Raw genomic sequence first — 14,089 nt, 5'->3', positions numbered from 1 at the left:
ATTTTGATCGGGACTTTTCTGCCCGCGCTGGCGCTGGCCTTCGTGGCCGCGCAGGCCTGCATCGCCCTCGACACGCCGCTGCCGTGGATGATCGGGCCGCTGTTCTCGACCGCGATCGCGTGCATGCTGGGCGCACGCCTCTCCGCACCCGTGCAGGCGCGCGAGGCGGGGCAGTGGGCCATCGGCACGGCGCTGGGCCTGTACTTCAGCGCGCCCGTGCTGGCGGCGCTGGCACGCAACGTGGGCTGGATCGCCTTGGCCGTCAGCTTCGCCGTGTGCATGGGCATGGCGGCAGGTGCGCTGCTGCGCCGGCTGTCCGGCAGCGACGATGCCACGGCGTTCTTCGCGATGGCCGTCGGCGGCGCGTCCGAGATGGCCGTGCAGGCCGAACGCCATGGCGCCGTCGTCGAACGCGTGGCGGCCGCGCACAGCCTGCGCATCATGATGGTGGTCGGCACGATACCGTTCGTCGTGCGCTGGCTCGCATCGCATGGCTGGGGAGCGGGGCTCGACGCGTTCGTGCCGCTCGCGGGCCGGGTCGACGTGGCCGGCTTGAGTGTACTGATCGCCGTGACGAGCGCCGCCGCGCTGGCGCTGAAACGCCTGCGCCTGCCGAACGCATGGGTGATCGGCCCGCTGCTCGTCGCGATGATGTTGACGGCGGCCGGCGTGCAGCTTTCACGTTTGCCGGAATGGATGATCCGCACGGGCCAGCTGTTCATCGGCGTCTCGCTGGGTACGCGCTCCACGCCCGCGTTCGTGCATACCGCGCCGCGTTACCTGGCCAGCGTGGCCGCGTGCACGGTCGTCACGTTGCTGCTGGCCGGCGCGTTCGCGTTCTGCGTGGCGGCGATCACGGGCATGCATCCCGGGACGATGGTGCTCGCCACGTCGCCGGGCGGCATCGCCGAGATGGCGCTGACGGCGCGCGTGCTGCACCTGGGCGTGCCCGTCGTGACGGCGTTCCACGTCGCGCGCATGGTGGTCGTCGTGCTGGGCATCGGGCCGCTGTACCGGGCGTGGACGCGGGTGGCTTGACCCGGTTGGGGTGACGTTTGCCGCAACGTCGGCCGCTGAGGGCGCAGTTTAAGCCCGTTCGGGTAGCGGAATCCACGACTCTTGATTCAGGTGGAGAAACATCCTGTGTTCAACGTGCCGGTTGTGTTGTAGATTGTCGCATCCCTGACATCCGCATCGACCGACAAGCATGAGCCACCCGACCCACCGCAGCCAGTTTGCCCTGCTGACCGAGCGCCGCTTCGGCCCGTTCTTCTGGACCCAGTTCCTGGGTGCCTTCAACGACAACCTGTTCAAGACGGCGCTGCTCGTCGTGCTCACGTACGACGCGCTGGCGTGGACGACGGTGCCTTCGTATCTGTTGAACCAGTTGATCCCGGGCCTGTTCATCCTGCCGTACGTCGTGTTCTCGGCCACGGCGGGCCAGATCGCGGACAAGGTCGAGAAGGGCCGGCTGGCGCGCTTCGTCAAGCTGCTCGAGATCGGCATCATGGCCGTCGCCGCCGCTGGCTGGTTGACGCACACGCTGTGGCTGCTCGTCGCGGCCGTCGTCGGCATGGGCGTGCACTCGACCTTGTTCGGCCCCGTGAAATACGCGTACCTGCCGCAGCATCTGAAGGCCGAGGAACTCGTGGGCGGCAACGGCGTCATCGAAATGGGTACGTTCGTCGGCATCCTGCTGGGCGAGGTGGTGGGCGCGGTCCTGGCCGGTCACGGTGCCGCGGGCGTGCACCTGGTCGCATTCGGGACATTGGCCGTGGCCGTGCTGGGCCTCGCCACGAGCTGGCGCATCCCGCAATCGCCGGCGCCCGCGCCGACGCTGAAGATCAGCGCGAACTTTGTCGCGGAGTCCTTCCGCAACCTGGCCTTCTCGCGCAAGAACCGCACCGTGTTCCTGTCGATGCTGGGCAATTCGTGGTTCTGGTTCTACGGCGCCCTCGTGCTGGCGCAATTCCCGCTGTACGCGAAGGACTACCTGCACGGCGACCACAGCGTGTTCGTTCTGCTGCTGACCGTGTTCTCGCTGGGCATCGGCACCGGCTCGCTGCTGTGCGAAAAACTCTCGGGCCGCAAGGTGGAGATCGGCCTCGTCCCGTTCGGCGCCATCGGCCTGTCGCTGTTCGGCATCGACCTGTATTTCGCGAGCATCGGCTACACGAACACGGCGCCGGTCGATGTCGCGGGCGTGCTGGCGCAGGCGGGCATCGTGCGGATCCTGGCCGACATCCTGTTGCTGGGCGTGTTCGGCGGCTTCTTCATCGTGCCGCTGTTCGCGCTGATCCAGACGCGCTGCGACCCGGCCCACGTGTCGCGCACGATCGCCGGCATGAACATTCTGAATGCGCTGTTCATGGTGGCGTCGGCCGGCGTGGGCGCCGTGCTGCTCGGCCATGGGTTCACGATTCCGCAGGTGTTCCTGACGACCGCGCTGCTGAACGCCGTCGTCGCCATCTACATCTTCTCGCTCGTGCCGGAATTCCTGATGCGCTTCCTGGCCTGGCTGCTGATCCACACGATCCATCGCGTGTCGACGGTGGACGTCGAGCGCATCCCGGAAGAGGGCGCCGCCGTCCTCGTGTGCAACCACGTGAGCTACGTCGACGCCATCGTCATCCTGGCCGCGAGCCCGCGCCCGATCCGCTTCGTGATGGACCACCGCATTTTCAAGACACCGCTGCTGGGCTTCATGTTCCGCACCGGCAAGGCGATCCCGATCGCGCCCGCGCAGGAAAACCCGTGGCTGATGGAAAAGGCGTTCGTCGACATCGCGCAGGCGCTGCACGAGGGCGAGCTCGTGTGCATCTTCCCGGAAGGTAAGCTGACGCGCACGGGCGAGATGAACGAATTCCGCGGCGGCATCGCCAAGATCGTCGCCCGCAGCAAGGTGCCCGTGATCCCGATGGCGCTGCGCGGCCTGTGGGGCAGCGTGTTCTCGCGCGATCCGTCGAACGTGTTCGAGCGTTCGTTCGCGCGCGGCCTGCGTTCGCGGCTGGCGCTGGCCGTGGGCCGGCCGGTGCCGCCGCAGGAGGTCACGCCGGAGGGGCTGTATGAAGAGGTGCTGGCGCTGCGGGGGGAGTGGAAATAATGGCAACATGCTTCATGACAAAAGGGCTAGTCATCCTGCGTGCCTCTGTTATAATTGTCGCCCAAGTCGGGGCGTAGCGCAGCCTGGTAGCGTACGTGCATGGGGTGCACGTGGTCGGAGGTTCGAATCCTCTCGCCCCGACCAATGAATTCGACGAATTGGGCCAGCTTTCGAGCTGGCTTTTTTCGTTTATTTCGGCCGTACCGACAAGTCATGGGGCGTGTACGTCGAGCGGTGAACGGTGTAGACTGTCGTTCATGAAGCCGTCCGATGCCCTCAATTCGAATCGCGCTGCAATTCGTTCTGTGGTCGAGTCCCACCGTGCTCGCAATGCGCGTGTGTTCGGCTCTGTCTTGCATGGCAATGACACGGACTGCAGCGACCTGGATATTCTTATCGATCCAACGCCGGACACGACACTGTTCGACATCGGTGCCATTCGGCACGAACTGGGTAAGCTGCTAGGCGTCCCTGTCGATGTACTGACTCCCAACGCGCTTCCCGACAAATTTCGAGCGGTCGTGCTGGCGGAGGCCGCACCCGTATGAGCTGCGACCAGCAACGTCTGGGCGACTATCTTGCGCATATCCTCGAAGCCATCGAGCGGATCGACCGCTACACGGAAGATATGGACGAGGTCGCTTTCCTGGGTAACAGTCTGGTTCAGGACGCCGTCGTTCGCAACCTCGAGATTATCGGGGAGGCCAGCAACAACATCGGGAAGCACTATCGTGAGTTTGTGGTCGCGCATCCCGAGCTACCGCTGGCGTTCGCGTACCAGATGCGTAACGCTGTCGCGCATGGGTATTTCACGGCGGATTTTGAAATCGTCTGGAAAACGATCCACCGCGATCTCCCGACGTTTTATGTGGCCGTTCGAAGGTCGGCCGAGTCATCGCCCAGCAGTGGCACGCCTGATTAAGCAAAAGCCGATCATTGTTTCGCATCGCGGGCTTCTGTGAATGAGATCAGCTTCTGATCTGACCTTTTCGTTTTTTGCGCGATTTCCGCACGGAAACTATCGCCACTGCATGACGTTTTCAGTATATTGATCGCCAATCAATACATGAGCGATCTCCCAATGCTTCGTCGACCCGCGCGCGCCGTCACGATAGTCCAGTTCCTGGTTGGATTATTGCTGATCCTGACCCCCACGCTCCTGGTCTGGCAGCACCTCGGCATGACCCGTGTCTTCGAGATATCGCCGCGGCACCCGTACGGCGTCACCGTCGCCGACGACCGTCACGAAGACGGCAATTCCGTCGCGACGCTCGTGCGGTCCGACGACGCATTCGTCATGCGCTGCGACCTCGGCGCCGCATTCGCCTGGCCGTTCTGCAAGCTGCAATTCCACCTGGGAGAGGGGGGCAAAGGCATGGACTTCAGCCAGTTCGACTCAATCACGTTGAACATGCGTTATTCGGGCACGGCCCAGCGAAAAGTCCGCCTTCACTTGACGAATTTTGAGCCGGAATTCTCCACCGTCGGCGACTGGAATTCGCAGCGGTACGACTCGGTCGAATTCGACGTGCCTGCGCAGCCCACGTTCACGATTCCCGTCAACGTCCTGCGTACGGCGGACTGGTGGATCACGTCGAACCACGTCCCCCTGGAAAAAACCTACAGCAGGTTCGATAACATCACGGCGGTGGAGATCTCGACGGGATCGGTACCATCGGGCCAATCGGTCACGATCGAGGTGCGCTCCATCGAGTTCCGCGGGAAGTGGATCTCCACCACCAAGCTGCTGACCTATCTGGTGGCCGCGTGGATCGCCTGCGGCGTGTTCGGATTGTCACTGAGCCTCGTTCACGTGCGCTCCAATCTCTCGGCCAGCAATGCGCGCGTCGAACTGCTGGCCGCCATCAACAAGGCGCTGGAACTGGAAGCGCGCGACCTCGCCAACCAGGCCCATACCGACCCGCTGACCGGTGCATTGAACCGCCAGGGCCTGAGGGAAGTGCTGATGCGGCGCCTGCACGTCGCGGGCCACGTCGACGAGGAGATGGCGGTCGTCTTCATGGACATCGACCATTTCAAGCGGATCAACGACCAGTACGGCCACGATGCCGGCGACGAGGTGTTGAAGCGCTTCGCCGGCGTGATCCGCGGCGAAGTCCGCTCCAGCGACAAGCTGGTGCGCTGGGGCGGCGAGGAATTCCTCCTGCTGTGTCCCGAGACCGACGTCCCGCACGCCGTGGCGATGGTCGAAAAGCTGCGCGCGGCGCTGACGGCGCGGGCGTGGCCGCACGGCTTGCGCGTCACGTCGTCCTTCGGTGTGACGTCGCTGAAGCCGGACGAGGACTTCGGCGCAGCGATCAAGCGGGCCGACGGCGCGTTGTACCGCGCCAAAGCGAACGGCCGCGACCGGGTGGAGATCGCCTGACGGGCGACCCGTCACGGCATGCGGCGCCAGACCGAAATCGGAATGCCGCCATCCGGGCGCGCCGGCACGCGGTAGCGCAACTCGTCGCCGTGCAGTTCGAAGGTGCGGCGCTGCACCGTGCCTTCCCAATTCGGGAACGAGGCGGCCTCGATGCGGAAGACCAGCTGGCCGTCTTCCAGCGCGACGGTGCCGTAGTGCGTGCTGGATCCCAGCATGGCGGCGCGCAATTCGTCGACTGTGCCCGCAGCCTTGTCGGCGGACGCGAAGCGCGGACGTTCCGCCTTGAAGATCTGCAGCGCGTAGCGGCCCCGCGCGTCGATGAAGAGACGGCCTTTCGGTGCGGCGCCGTAGTCGCGTTCGATGCTGCCGTCCGGACGCTGCACGTCGGCAGCGACGAGGGTCCAGGTGCCCGCGAGTTCGGGCACCGCGGCGTGTGCGGCGGGGACGGCGCTGGCCAGCACCATGCCGGCGATCTGTTTGTTCATGTCGTTCTCCTGTCGATGAAAGCGTCAGCGTAGCCGCGCGGCCGCCTGAACGGAATTCCCGAAAGGTGCACGCGTTCCGTGCGTAATTGCACAACGCACGTTCCGTGCATAATGGCACAATGCAAAACCCTGACTGGGACGACCTCCGCTTCTTCCTCGCGCTGTGCGACGCGGGCACGCTGTCGGGTGCGGCGCGCGCGACGGGCGTGGAGCACACGACGGTGGCGCGCCGCGTCGACGCGCTCGAAACGGCGCTGGGCGCCCACCTGTTCGACCGCTTCCCGAAGGGCTGGTCGCTGACGGCCGCCGGCACGGCCCTCGTGCCTTACGCGCGCACGCTGGAAGACGGCATGCATGCGCTGCTCAACGCGGCGCGCGGCGCGAGCGAGGTGGCGGGCGTCGTCCGCGTCTCCGCACCGCCCGCGCTGGCGGCGTGCCTGCTGGCCCCGCGCCTGCGCGGGCCGCTGGCGCGCCTGCCCGGCGTGGAAATCGACTTGCGGGCCGAAGCGCGCACGTCCGACCTGATGCGGCGCCAGGCCGACATCGCGCTGCGGTTCGCGCGGCCGACGTCGCCGGGCCTCGTCGCGAAGTTGCTGACGCACGTCGATTACGCGCTGTACGCGCACGTAGACTACGTGGCGAGCCGCGCGCCCGCGCATTGGGAATTCCTCGGCTACGACGAATTGCAGCGGGACGCGCCGCAACAGGAATGGCTGGACAAGCTGCGCGGCGCCCGCCGCCATGCCCTGCGTTCGAACGATCTGCTGACGTTGCTGCAGGCGGCCGTCGCCGGCTGCGGCGTTGGCGTCTTTCCGCGTTACGCGGCGGCCGGCGCACCGGGGCTCGTCGTGCTTGCGCCGCCGTGTCCCGTGCGGCGCAAGCTGTGGCTCGTCATGCACGACGACGTGCGCCGCTCGCCGCACGTGCGCGCGGTGGCGGACGAGATCATTGCCATGTTCGAGCAGGAATAGGCGGTCTGTGGCACGTCCACGCATGTCCCTTGACTTGCCGCACTCTCGACATTGGCTGTCGTTAATTTTGCCTCGCTAAACGCTGACAAGATGTGCTCTTCACCGACGGGAGGGCATATGCCACATGTGTACAAAGGCGTTAGAGAGTTGGCCGGGCACGAGCTCATTGGTACCGGCGATTGCGTCGAACTGGTCAAAGCCTATGCGCCCGGATTGAAGGGTGTGCCGACGACTGCGTGGCGGCCCGGCGAGCGCGTTGTCGATGTCGCTCACAAGCTTGCTCCCGGCACGGCGATCGCGACGTTCGAGAACGGCCGCTATCCGCATCGTATCTCGGGACAGCACGCCGCGTTCTTCGTATCGTCGGCTGGCGCGGGAATATGGGTGATGGACCAGTGGAAAAACGATCCGCACAAGCCGGTGGTATCGTTGCGTCACATCGAGCGCAAGGGCAAATCCAAGGAGGGCAAGTGGAGAGATCCAAGCAACAATGCCGAGGCGTTCTCGGTCATCGAATGATGCGGCCGCTGTTCCTGCTCCTCGTTGCGACGCCGGCGGTCGCCGCAGCGCAGCCCGCCGCATGCCCGGAGACCGTTCCCGGCGCGTCGATCGACGTCAAGCATCCGCCTGTCGGGTGGGTTGCGTCGTCACCCGTCGTCCTGCGGTTGGACGGTGGGGGCATGTTGAGCGGCGATCCGAAGCAGATGCAATATCTGGTGCCGGCAAGCTCAAAGAAGGTCAAGGGCGACGCCATCTCGACCTGGAACTTCGATCGTGGCGAGCAGAAGTGGCTGTACTGCACCTACGGAAGGATGGCCGTCCAATTGGCGAAGCGGATGGACGACCAGGCGACGCGCTGCGAGGTCACGGTGCGGTATGAACGGAAGGCCGCGATTTCCGGAATCACGGCGGTGTGTCGCTAATCAGGTCCCGACGCGTGGCGTTGGCCGCCGCGCCCCCGTTTTCAATCTGTAGCATTTTTTCAACCTCTCCCCCGAACTCGACAATGTTTGTAGTAAAATTTCATAACATTGCACTCCCCGCTATGCCAAGCCCAGTTATATCGGCTGGTATATACAAGGAGTTGCCCGCCAACGCTGATCGGCAGGTGCGTGTTCTGTAAATTATTTACATTTTTGCGTCGCCCCGCGACGACTGATCTGGAGAGTTTGAATGAGCGTTGAAGAGGCACGGAACTTCAAGGAAGAGTTGCTGGGACGGGATATCCGCCAGCTGGGCCGCATGCTGGGCGAAACCATCCGGGCCCAGGAGGGCGACGGCGCGTTCGAGCGCATCGAGTCGATCCGTAGAAGCAGCATCGGTTTCCGCCGCGACGAGGACGGCAGCGCGCACGAGGAACTGGCGGCGATCCTGGCCGGCATCTCGTCCGACGAGCGCACCCAGCTGATCCGCGCCTTCACGTATTTCTCGCTGCTGGCGAACATCGCGGAAGACCAGCACCACATCCGCCGCAGCCGCGCGCACCTGTCCGCGGGGTCGGCGCCGAAGAAGGGCAGCATCGCGCATGCCGTCGACGGGGTGTTCGACGCCGGCCGCATGGGCGACCTGCCCGCGTTCTTCGACAACGCTCACGTCAGCCCCGTGTTCACGGCGCACCCGACGGAAGTCCAGCGCAAGAGCGTCCTCAATTGCCAGATGGCGATCGCGCGCCTGATCGGCGAGCGTGACCGCACCCAGCTGACGCCGGACGAAGAGCAGGACAACGACGAAGCGCTCGCGCGCGCGATCCTCACGTTGTGGCAGACGCGCCTGCTGCGTCCCGCCAAGCTGTCGGTGCTGGACGAAGTCGAGAACGGCCTGTCCTTCTTCGACTACACGATGTTCAGGAGCCTGCCGCGCCTGTACTGCGCCCTCGAGGACACGCTGGCGCAAAAGGACGCCGCGTGGGCCGGCACCGAGCTGCCGTCGTTCATGAAAGTGGGCAGCTGGATCGGCGGCGACCGCGACGGCAACCCGTTCGTCACGGCCGACATCCTGCGCGCGACGCTCCGCGCGCAAGCCACGCGCGCGCTGGATTTCTACCTGCCCGAAGTGCACACCCTGGCGTCGCAGCTGTCGCAGGCGCAGTCGCTGTGCGGCAGCACCGAGGCGCTGCATCGCATCGCCGAGCGCGCGCCGGACAACTCGCCGCACCACCAGGACGAGCCGTACCGCCAGGCGCTGCACGGCATGCATGCACGGCTCGTGGCGACGCGCGAGTGGCTCGTGTCGGACGCGCTCGAGCCGCAAGCGGCGGCCTACGCCAGCGCGGCCGACCTGCTGGCCGACCTGGACGTCATTCATGAATCGCTCGTCGCGCACGGCGCCCGCCAATTGGCGCGCGGGCGCCTGCGCCTGCTGCGCCGCGCCGTGAAGGTGTTCGGCTTCCACCTGGCGCCCGTCGACCTGCGCCAGAACTCCGATGTGCACGAGCGCGTGATCGCGGAACTGATGGCGCAGGCGCGCCCCGGCGTCGACTACCTGGCGCTGGCCGAAGCCGAGCGCTGCACCGTGCTGCTGGAAGAACTGCAGTCGCCGCGCCTGCTCGTGTCGCCGTTCGAGACCTATTCCGACGAGACCGCGTCCGAACTCGCGATCCTGCGCGAGACGAAGCACGCGCACGTGAAGTACGGCCGCGACGCCGTCACGAACTACATCATCTCGAAGGCGGCCTCCGTTTCCGACCTGCTGGAAGTGGCCGTGCTGCTGAAGGAAGCGGGCCTGCTGCATCCGACGCTCGGCACGGTCGACGTCAACATCATCCCGCTGTTCGAGACGATCGACGACCTGCGCGCCGGCCCCGCCATCATGGCCGCGGCGTTCGGCCTGCCGTTCTACATGCGGCTGCTGCAGTCGCGCGATCGCCTGCAGGAAGTCATGCTGGGCTACTCGGACAGCAACAAGGACGGCGGCTACGTCACGTCGGGCTGGGAGCTGCACAAGGCGGAGCTGGAACTGATCGCCGTGTTCCGCGCCCACGGCGTCAAGCTGCAGCTGTTCCACGGCCGCGGCGGCTCCGTCGGACGCGGCGGCGGGCCGAGCTACGAAGCGATCCTCGCGCAGCCGCCGGGCGCCGTGCAGGGCCGCATCCGCCTGACGGAGCAGGGCGAAGTCATCACGGCGAAATACGCGAACGCGGACGTCGGCCGGCGCAACCTGGAGGTGCTCGTCGCGGCGACGATGGAAGCGACCCTGCTCTCGCACGCCCAGCCGCAGCCGGACGCGGCGCAGGTGGCCGCCATGGACCGCCTGTCCACGGAAGCGCTCGCCGCGTACCGCTCGCTCGTGTACGAGACGGACGGCTTCGAGACCTATTTCTGGGAGTCGACCGTGATCTCGGAAATCGCGGGCCTGAACATCGGCAGCCGTCCGGCATCGCGCAAGAAGTCGCGCTCGATCGAAGACCTGCGTGCGATTCCATGGGTGTTCAGCTGGGCCCAGTGCCGCCTGATGCTGCCGGGCTGGTACGGCTTCGGCACGGCCGTGGAGCGCTTCATCGCGGACGCGCCCGCGGAGCGCCTCGCGCTGCTGCGGATGATGTACAAGGAGTGGCCGTTCTTCACGACCCTGCTGTCGAACATGGACATGGTGCTGGCCAAGAGCGACATCGCGATCGCCGGCCGCTACGCGGCGCTGGTGGCGGATGCGTCGCTGCGCGACCGCATCTTCGGCCGCATCAGCGCCGAGCATGCGCGCACGGTGGCCATCCTCAAGCAGATCATGGAGCAGGACGAGCTGCTGGACGGGAATCCGCAGATGCAGCGCTCGCTGCGCAACCGTCTGCCGTACATCGACCCGCTGAACCACCTGCAGGTGGAGCTGCTGCGCCGCTACCGCGCCGGCGTGGACGACGATGCGACCCGCAACGGGCTGCACATGTCGATCAACGGCATCTCGGCGGGCCTGCGCAACAGCGGCTGAGCGACGCGCAAGCGGGCGACACGGCCGGCCTTCGCGCCGGCCGTTTTTTCGTCCCGTTGACGCCCCACAAGCCATCGATGTCCTATCCAAGAAATGATGTCGGTTGGTGCGCGGCGCGTGTCCCTGCCGGACAGATCAGGCGGCATGCGCGCGGCGCTGCGTCGTTCGATCGAGTCCGGAGACCCAATGAAATTCACCCACCTGCGCATCGCCACCCGCCTTCACCTGGCCTTCGGCCTGATCATCGCCTTGATGGTCGTCCTGTCGGCGGTCGGTATCACCCGGTTGAAGAGCCTCGACCGCATCACAAGCCATATCGCGGACGTCGAGTGGGCGAAGGTCGAGGCGGCGCTCACCGTGAGCGCGCTGACCCGCGCCAATGCGCAGGGTGCCAACGAACTGTTCCTCGCGGCCGATGCCGCCCATGTCGACCGCATCCTCGCCCAGATGGCCGCGAACCGCGCGAAGGTGGCGGACTACCTGCGCACGCTCGACCGGCTCGTCGCATCGAAGGCTGGCCTCGACCTGCTGGCGCACATCAAGGACGAGCGCGAAGCGTACGTGGCGTCGCTGGACAAGGTCACGCAGGCAATCACGTCCGGCCGGCGCGACGACGCCACGCGCACGATGCTGGGCGAGACCTTGCCCAGGCAGGACCGCCTGCTGGAACGCTACCAGGCTCTTGTCGACCTGCAGCGCGACATTGCCCGCACGCAGCTCGAGCTGGGACGCGAGGCCGTGGCGTCCGGCACGACGGCGCTTTTGGGCTTGGCCGCGGTGGCCGTGCTGGCCGCGGCCGTGCTCAGTTATTTCATCACGACGAGCATCACCGTCCCGCTGGGCAGGGCCGTCGCCGTGGCGCGCGACGTGGCCGCGGGCGACCTGACGGGGAGTGTCGAGGCCGGCGGACGCGACGAGACGGGACAGCTGCTGACCGCGCTGAAGGACATGAACGGCAGCCTGCTGCGCATCATCCACAAGACCCGGCAAGGCGTCGACGCGATCGCGACGGCGTCCAGCCAGATCGCCGCGGGCAACCTCGACCTGTCGGCGCGCACGGAGCAGCAGGCGACGGCGCTGGAACAGACGGCGTCCTCGATGGAAGAGCTGATGGCGACCGTCAAGCGCAATGCCGACAGCGCGCTCGAGGCGAGCCGCATGGCGTCGCAGGCTTCGGCCATCGCGACGCAAGGACACGATGCCGTGTCCGGCGTCGTGGCGACCATGGGCGACATCCGCACGGTGGCCGGCCAGATCGCCGACATCATCGCGATCATGGACGGCATCGCCTTCCAGACCAATATCCTCGCGCTGAACGCGGCCGTCGAGGCGGCCCGCGCCGGCGAACAGGGCAGGGGTTTCGCCGTCGTGGCGGGCGAGGTTCGCGGCCTGGCGCAGCGGTCGGCCAGCGCGGCCAAGGACGTCAAGAGCCTCATCGAGTCGTCGCTGGCGCGGGTGGAGGCGGGTACGGTGCAGGTGACGGGCGCCGGCCGGACGATGGCCGAGATCGTCACCAGCGTCCAGCACGTCACGTCCATCGTCAACGACATTGCCGAGGCATCGCGCGAGCAGGCGGCCGGCATCGACCAGATGCACCGCGCCGTGGCCGACATCGACCAGGTGACGCAGCAGAACGCCGCCCTCGTCGAAGAAGCGGCCGCGGCCGCGAGCGCACTGGACGAGCAGGCGGCGGCCCTTGCAGACACGATCGGCCATTTCCGCTTGAAGGAGGAGCATGGCGCGCGGGCCGCCGTCGCCACGCGGCCTGCGCTGCCCGCGCAGGGCCGGCGCACCGCGGTTGCCGCGCCGGCCGATGCGCAGGCGTGGCAGGCGCTCTGAGTCGGGAGGCGCTGCTCGGCTAGAACGGCGGCGGCAGCTCCGGCGGCGCGGGCGGCACGTCGAGGTCGATGACCGTGCGCGGCAGGTGCGCCAGGTCCTCCAGGTCCTCGCTGTCGACGAGCGCCTGCGCCTGGAACGCCGCATGTGCGCGCACCTCATGCCGGTGCACGGCGACGAGCATGATGGGCAGCGCGGGAAAGTACGGGCGCAGCCGGTCGAGCAGCACGTCGCCGACGCCGGGCGCGACCCACGACGGCGGCGGAAACACAAGCGCGACGCGCACGCCCTTCAGCTCGGCGACGGCGACCTCGACCTTCATATGCGGTCGCTTTCCTTGCGCACGACGCGGCCGATGACGAGGCAGGCATTCGTCTGGCACAGCTTGCGATGGTACTTGCGCTGGTCCGGATTGTCCGACGTGAGCCACCACTTGCCGGCATCGCGCGTCAGCCGCTTCACGACGGCTTCGCCCTCGTAGTTGAAGGCGTACACGGCGCCGTCGACGAGCTTCGTGTCCAGCGTGTTGATGATGACGATGTCGCCCGCGTACAGCGACGGTTCCATGCTCTCGCCCTTGACGAGGATGGCGATCAGGTGGTCGGGATGGTAGTTGTGCCGCTCGATCCACGTGCGCCGCATGCCGAGCGTGCCGCCGTCGCGCCGCTCGGGCTCCGCCTGGAAGCCCGTGATCCCGGCCGACAAGCGCAGCTTGACCATGCGGATCTGGACGAATTCGGCATCGTCGTTCTCAGCCGCGCGGATGGCCAGCCCATCCTTCACGTGGTGCAGCGGGGCCTGGCGCGGATCGCCGTCGCCCGTCATCAACCAGATGTGCGAAATGCCGAGCTCGCGTTCGAGGTTCAGCGCGTAGCGGATGTCCATCGACTTGATCTTCCCCGTCAGCCACTGGTTCACCACGCTTTTCGAAGCACCCGAAGCCTTCACGAGGCCGGTCTGGCCCCGCTCGCCTTCCAGCTGCGGCAAGGTGCGGTGGACGTAGTCGAGGCGGTCGGATAAGAGGTTCATGTTTAGCGTCCTAAACTCGATTGAAGTTTAGCGTTCTTGACGTTGATCAGTTTAGAGTTCTATACTTTACGCGACGGAACGGCCCTTGTGAAGGGGAGACGGAAAAAATCGTGGACGGGGGAGAACAGCTATGAGCAGACCAAACATTTTCGGCGTGGTGAGCTACGTCGCCGGCATGGCGTCGATCGGCGCGTCGTTGACCCTGGCGGACGTCGGCACGGCGGTCGGTATCGCGACTGCCGTGCTGACCTGCCTGACCAACACCTTCTACACGTACCGCCGCGACCGGCGCGAGCAGCGGGAATGCGAGGCGCGGCTCGCGCAGTTGGAGCGGCAGGCGTGAACGCGTGCGGCGGGG

Annotated in this window: 14 protein-coding genes and 1 tRNA gene; 12 read left to right on the top strand and 3 right to left on the bottom strand. The window is 66.4% G+C overall.

The features are described 5' to 3' along the window. Window positions 1–3: 3 nt before the first annotated feature. The 6 genes from NX784_RS09615 (at window position 4) to NX784_RS09590 (ending at window position 5,489) form a co-directional block, all read left to right on the top strand. Complete coding sequence (locus NX784_RS09615) at window positions 4–1,038, top strand: AbrB family transcriptional regulator (protein WP_258816419.1); 1,035 nt, start codon at window positions 4–6, stop codon at window positions 1,036–1,038. A 169-nt stretch (window positions 1,039–1,207) separates the two neighbouring features. Further along, window positions 1,208–3,103, top strand: coding sequence for an MFS transporter (locus NX784_RS09610; protein WP_258816418.1), 1,896 nt, complete (start codon window positions 1,208–1,210; stop codon window positions 3,101–3,103). 67 nt (window positions 3,104–3,170) lie between these two features. Next, window positions 3,171–3,247 (top strand) — tRNA-Pro (locus NX784_RS09605). Between the two features lie 113 nt (window positions 3,248–3,360). Then, the gene (locus NX784_RS09600) at window positions 3,361–3,651 is read left to right on the top strand and encodes a nucleotidyltransferase family protein (RefSeq protein WP_258816417.1); all 291 of its coding nucleotides are present in this window, start codon (window positions 3,361–3,363) and stop codon (window positions 3,649–3,651) included. Next, the gene (locus NX784_RS09595; protein ID WP_258816416.1) at window positions 3,648–4,025 is read left to right on the top strand and encodes a HepT-like ribonuclease domain-containing protein; all 378 of its coding nucleotides are present in this window, start codon (window positions 3,648–3,650) and stop codon (window positions 4,023–4,025) included. The genes NX784_RS09600 and NX784_RS09595 overlap by 4 nt, the downstream gene beginning before the upstream one ends. Window positions 4,026–4,184: 159 nt before the next feature. Beyond that, a complete protein-coding gene (locus NX784_RS09590) occupies window positions 4,185–5,489 on the top strand; it encodes a GGDEF domain-containing protein (RefSeq protein ID WP_258816415.1) in 1,305 nt (434 codons plus the stop codon). Window positions 5,490–5,500: 11 nt separating this feature from the next. Here the strand turns inward: NX784_RS09590 and NX784_RS09585 are convergent, their stop codons facing one another. Further along, window positions 5,501–5,974, bottom strand: coding sequence for a lipocalin-like domain-containing protein (locus NX784_RS09585; protein ID WP_258816414.1), 474 nt, complete (start codon window positions 5,972–5,974; stop codon window positions 5,501–5,503). 119 nt (window positions 5,975–6,093) lie between these two features. Between NX784_RS09585 and NX784_RS09580 the strand changes: the two genes are divergently transcribed. The 5 genes from NX784_RS09580 (at window position 6,094) to NX784_RS09560 (ending at window position 12,705) form a co-directional block, all read left to right on the top strand. Further along, complete coding sequence (locus NX784_RS09580; RefSeq protein ID WP_258816413.1) at window positions 6,094–6,945, top strand: LysR family transcriptional regulator; 852 nt, start codon at window positions 6,094–6,096, stop codon at window positions 6,943–6,945. Window positions 6,946–7,062: 117 nt separating this feature from the next. Further along, window positions 7,063–7,464, top strand: coding sequence for a BPSL0067 family protein (locus NX784_RS09575; protein ID WP_258816412.1), 402 nt, complete (start codon window positions 7,063–7,065; stop codon window positions 7,462–7,464). Then, window positions 7,461–7,868, top strand: a complete 408-nt coding sequence (locus NX784_RS09570; RefSeq protein ID WP_258816411.1) for an STY0301 family protein — start codon at window positions 7,461–7,463, stop codon at window positions 7,866–7,868. Before NX784_RS09575 ends, NX784_RS09570 begins: the two co-directional genes overlap by 4 nt. A 250-nt stretch (window positions 7,869–8,118) precedes the next feature. Then, window positions 8,119–10,866, top strand: coding sequence for a phosphoenolpyruvate carboxylase (gene ppc / locus NX784_RS09565; RefSeq protein WP_258816410.1), 2,748 nt, complete (start codon window positions 8,119–8,121; stop codon window positions 10,864–10,866). Between the two features lie 186 nt (window positions 10,867–11,052). Continuing rightward, window positions 11,053–12,705 carry a methyl-accepting chemotaxis protein gene (locus tag NX784_RS09560; protein WP_258816409.1) on the top strand — a complete coding sequence of 551 codons (1,653 nt, stop codon included), beginning with the start codon at window positions 11,053–11,055 and terminating at the stop codon, window positions 12,703–12,705. A 19-nt stretch (window positions 12,706–12,724) separates the two neighbouring features. Here the strand turns inward: NX784_RS09560 and NX784_RS09555 are convergent, their stop codons facing one another. Together NX784_RS09555 and NX784_RS09550 are read right to left on the bottom strand one after the other, a co-directional pair. Beyond that, a complete protein-coding gene (locus NX784_RS09555) occupies window positions 12,725–13,024 on the bottom strand; it encodes a hypothetical protein (protein ID WP_258816408.1) in 300 nt (99 codons plus the stop codon). Then, window positions 13,021–13,731, bottom strand: coding sequence for a S24 family peptidase (locus NX784_RS09550; protein WP_258816407.1), 711 nt, complete (start codon window positions 13,729–13,731; stop codon window positions 13,021–13,023). Before NX784_RS09550 ends, NX784_RS09555 begins: the two co-directional genes overlap by 4 nt. Window positions 13,732–13,861: 130 nt before the next feature. Here NX784_RS09550 and NX784_RS09545 point away from each other — a divergent pair, with 130 nt between their 5' ends. Continuing rightward, entirely contained in the window at window positions 13,862–14,074 is a 213-nt protein-coding gene (locus NX784_RS09545) for a class II holin family protein (protein ID WP_258816406.1), read from the top strand. The last annotated feature ends 15 nt before the right edge of the window (window positions 14,075–14,089 follow it).

The sequence above is a fragment of the Massilia pinisoli genome, assembly GCF_024753285.1.
Taxonomy (GTDB): domain Bacteria; phylum Pseudomonadota; class Gammaproteobacteria; order Burkholderiales; family Burkholderiaceae_D; genus Telluria; species Telluria pinisoli.
Note: the sequence above shows the minus strand (reverse complement) of the source record. Positions and strands in the feature narration are given on the sequence as shown.

Bases quoted from the DNA above. Each gene is read 5' to 3' on its own strand.
- NX784_RS09570 (WP_258816411.1), top strand. From the start codon at position 7,461: ATGATGCGGCCGCTGTTCCTGCTCCTCGTTGCGACGCCGGCGGTCGCC.
- NX784_RS09595 (WP_258816416.1), top strand. From the start codon at position 3,648: ATGAGCTGCGACCAGCAACGTCTGGGCGACTATCTTGCGCATATCCTC.
- NX784_RS09580 (WP_258816413.1), top strand. From the start codon at position 6,094: ATGCAAAACCCTGACTGGGACGACCTCCGCTTCTTCCTCGCGCTGTGC.
- NX784_RS09575 (WP_258816412.1), top strand. From the start codon at position 7,063: ATGCCACATGTGTACAAAGGCGTTAGAGAGTTGGCCGGGCACGAGCTC.
- NX784_RS09610 (WP_258816418.1), top strand. From the start codon at position 1,208: ATGAGCCACCCGACCCACCGCAGCCAGTTTGCCCTGCTGACCGAGCGC.
- NX784_RS09545 (WP_258816406.1), top strand. From the start codon at position 13,862: ATGAGCAGACCAAACATTTTCGGCGTGGTGAGCTACGTCGCCGGCATG.
- ppc (WP_258816410.1), top strand. From the start codon at position 8,119: ATGAGCGTTGAAGAGGCACGGAACTTCAAGGAAGAGTTGCTGGGACGG.
- NX784_RS09600 (WP_258816417.1), top strand. From the start codon at position 3,361: ATGAAGCCGTCCGATGCCCTCAATTCGAATCGCGCTGCAATTCGTTCT.
- NX784_RS09555 (WP_258816408.1), bottom strand. From the start codon at position 13,024: ATGAAGGTCGAGGTCGCCGTCGCCGAGCTGAAGGGCGTGCGCGTCGCG.
- NX784_RS09590 (WP_258816415.1), top strand. From the start codon at position 4,185: ATGCTTCGTCGACCCGCGCGCGCCGTCACGATAGTCCAGTTCCTGGTT.
- NX784_RS09550 (WP_258816407.1), bottom strand. From the start codon at position 13,731: ATGAACCTCTTATCCGACCGCCTCGACTACGTCCACCGCACCTTGCCG.
- NX784_RS09560 (WP_258816409.1), top strand. From the start codon at position 11,053: ATGAAATTCACCCACCTGCGCATCGCCACCCGCCTTCACCTGGCCTTC.
- NX784_RS09585 (WP_258816414.1), bottom strand. From the start codon at position 5,974: ATGAACAAACAGATCGCCGGCATGGTGCTGGCCAGCGCCGTCCCCGCC.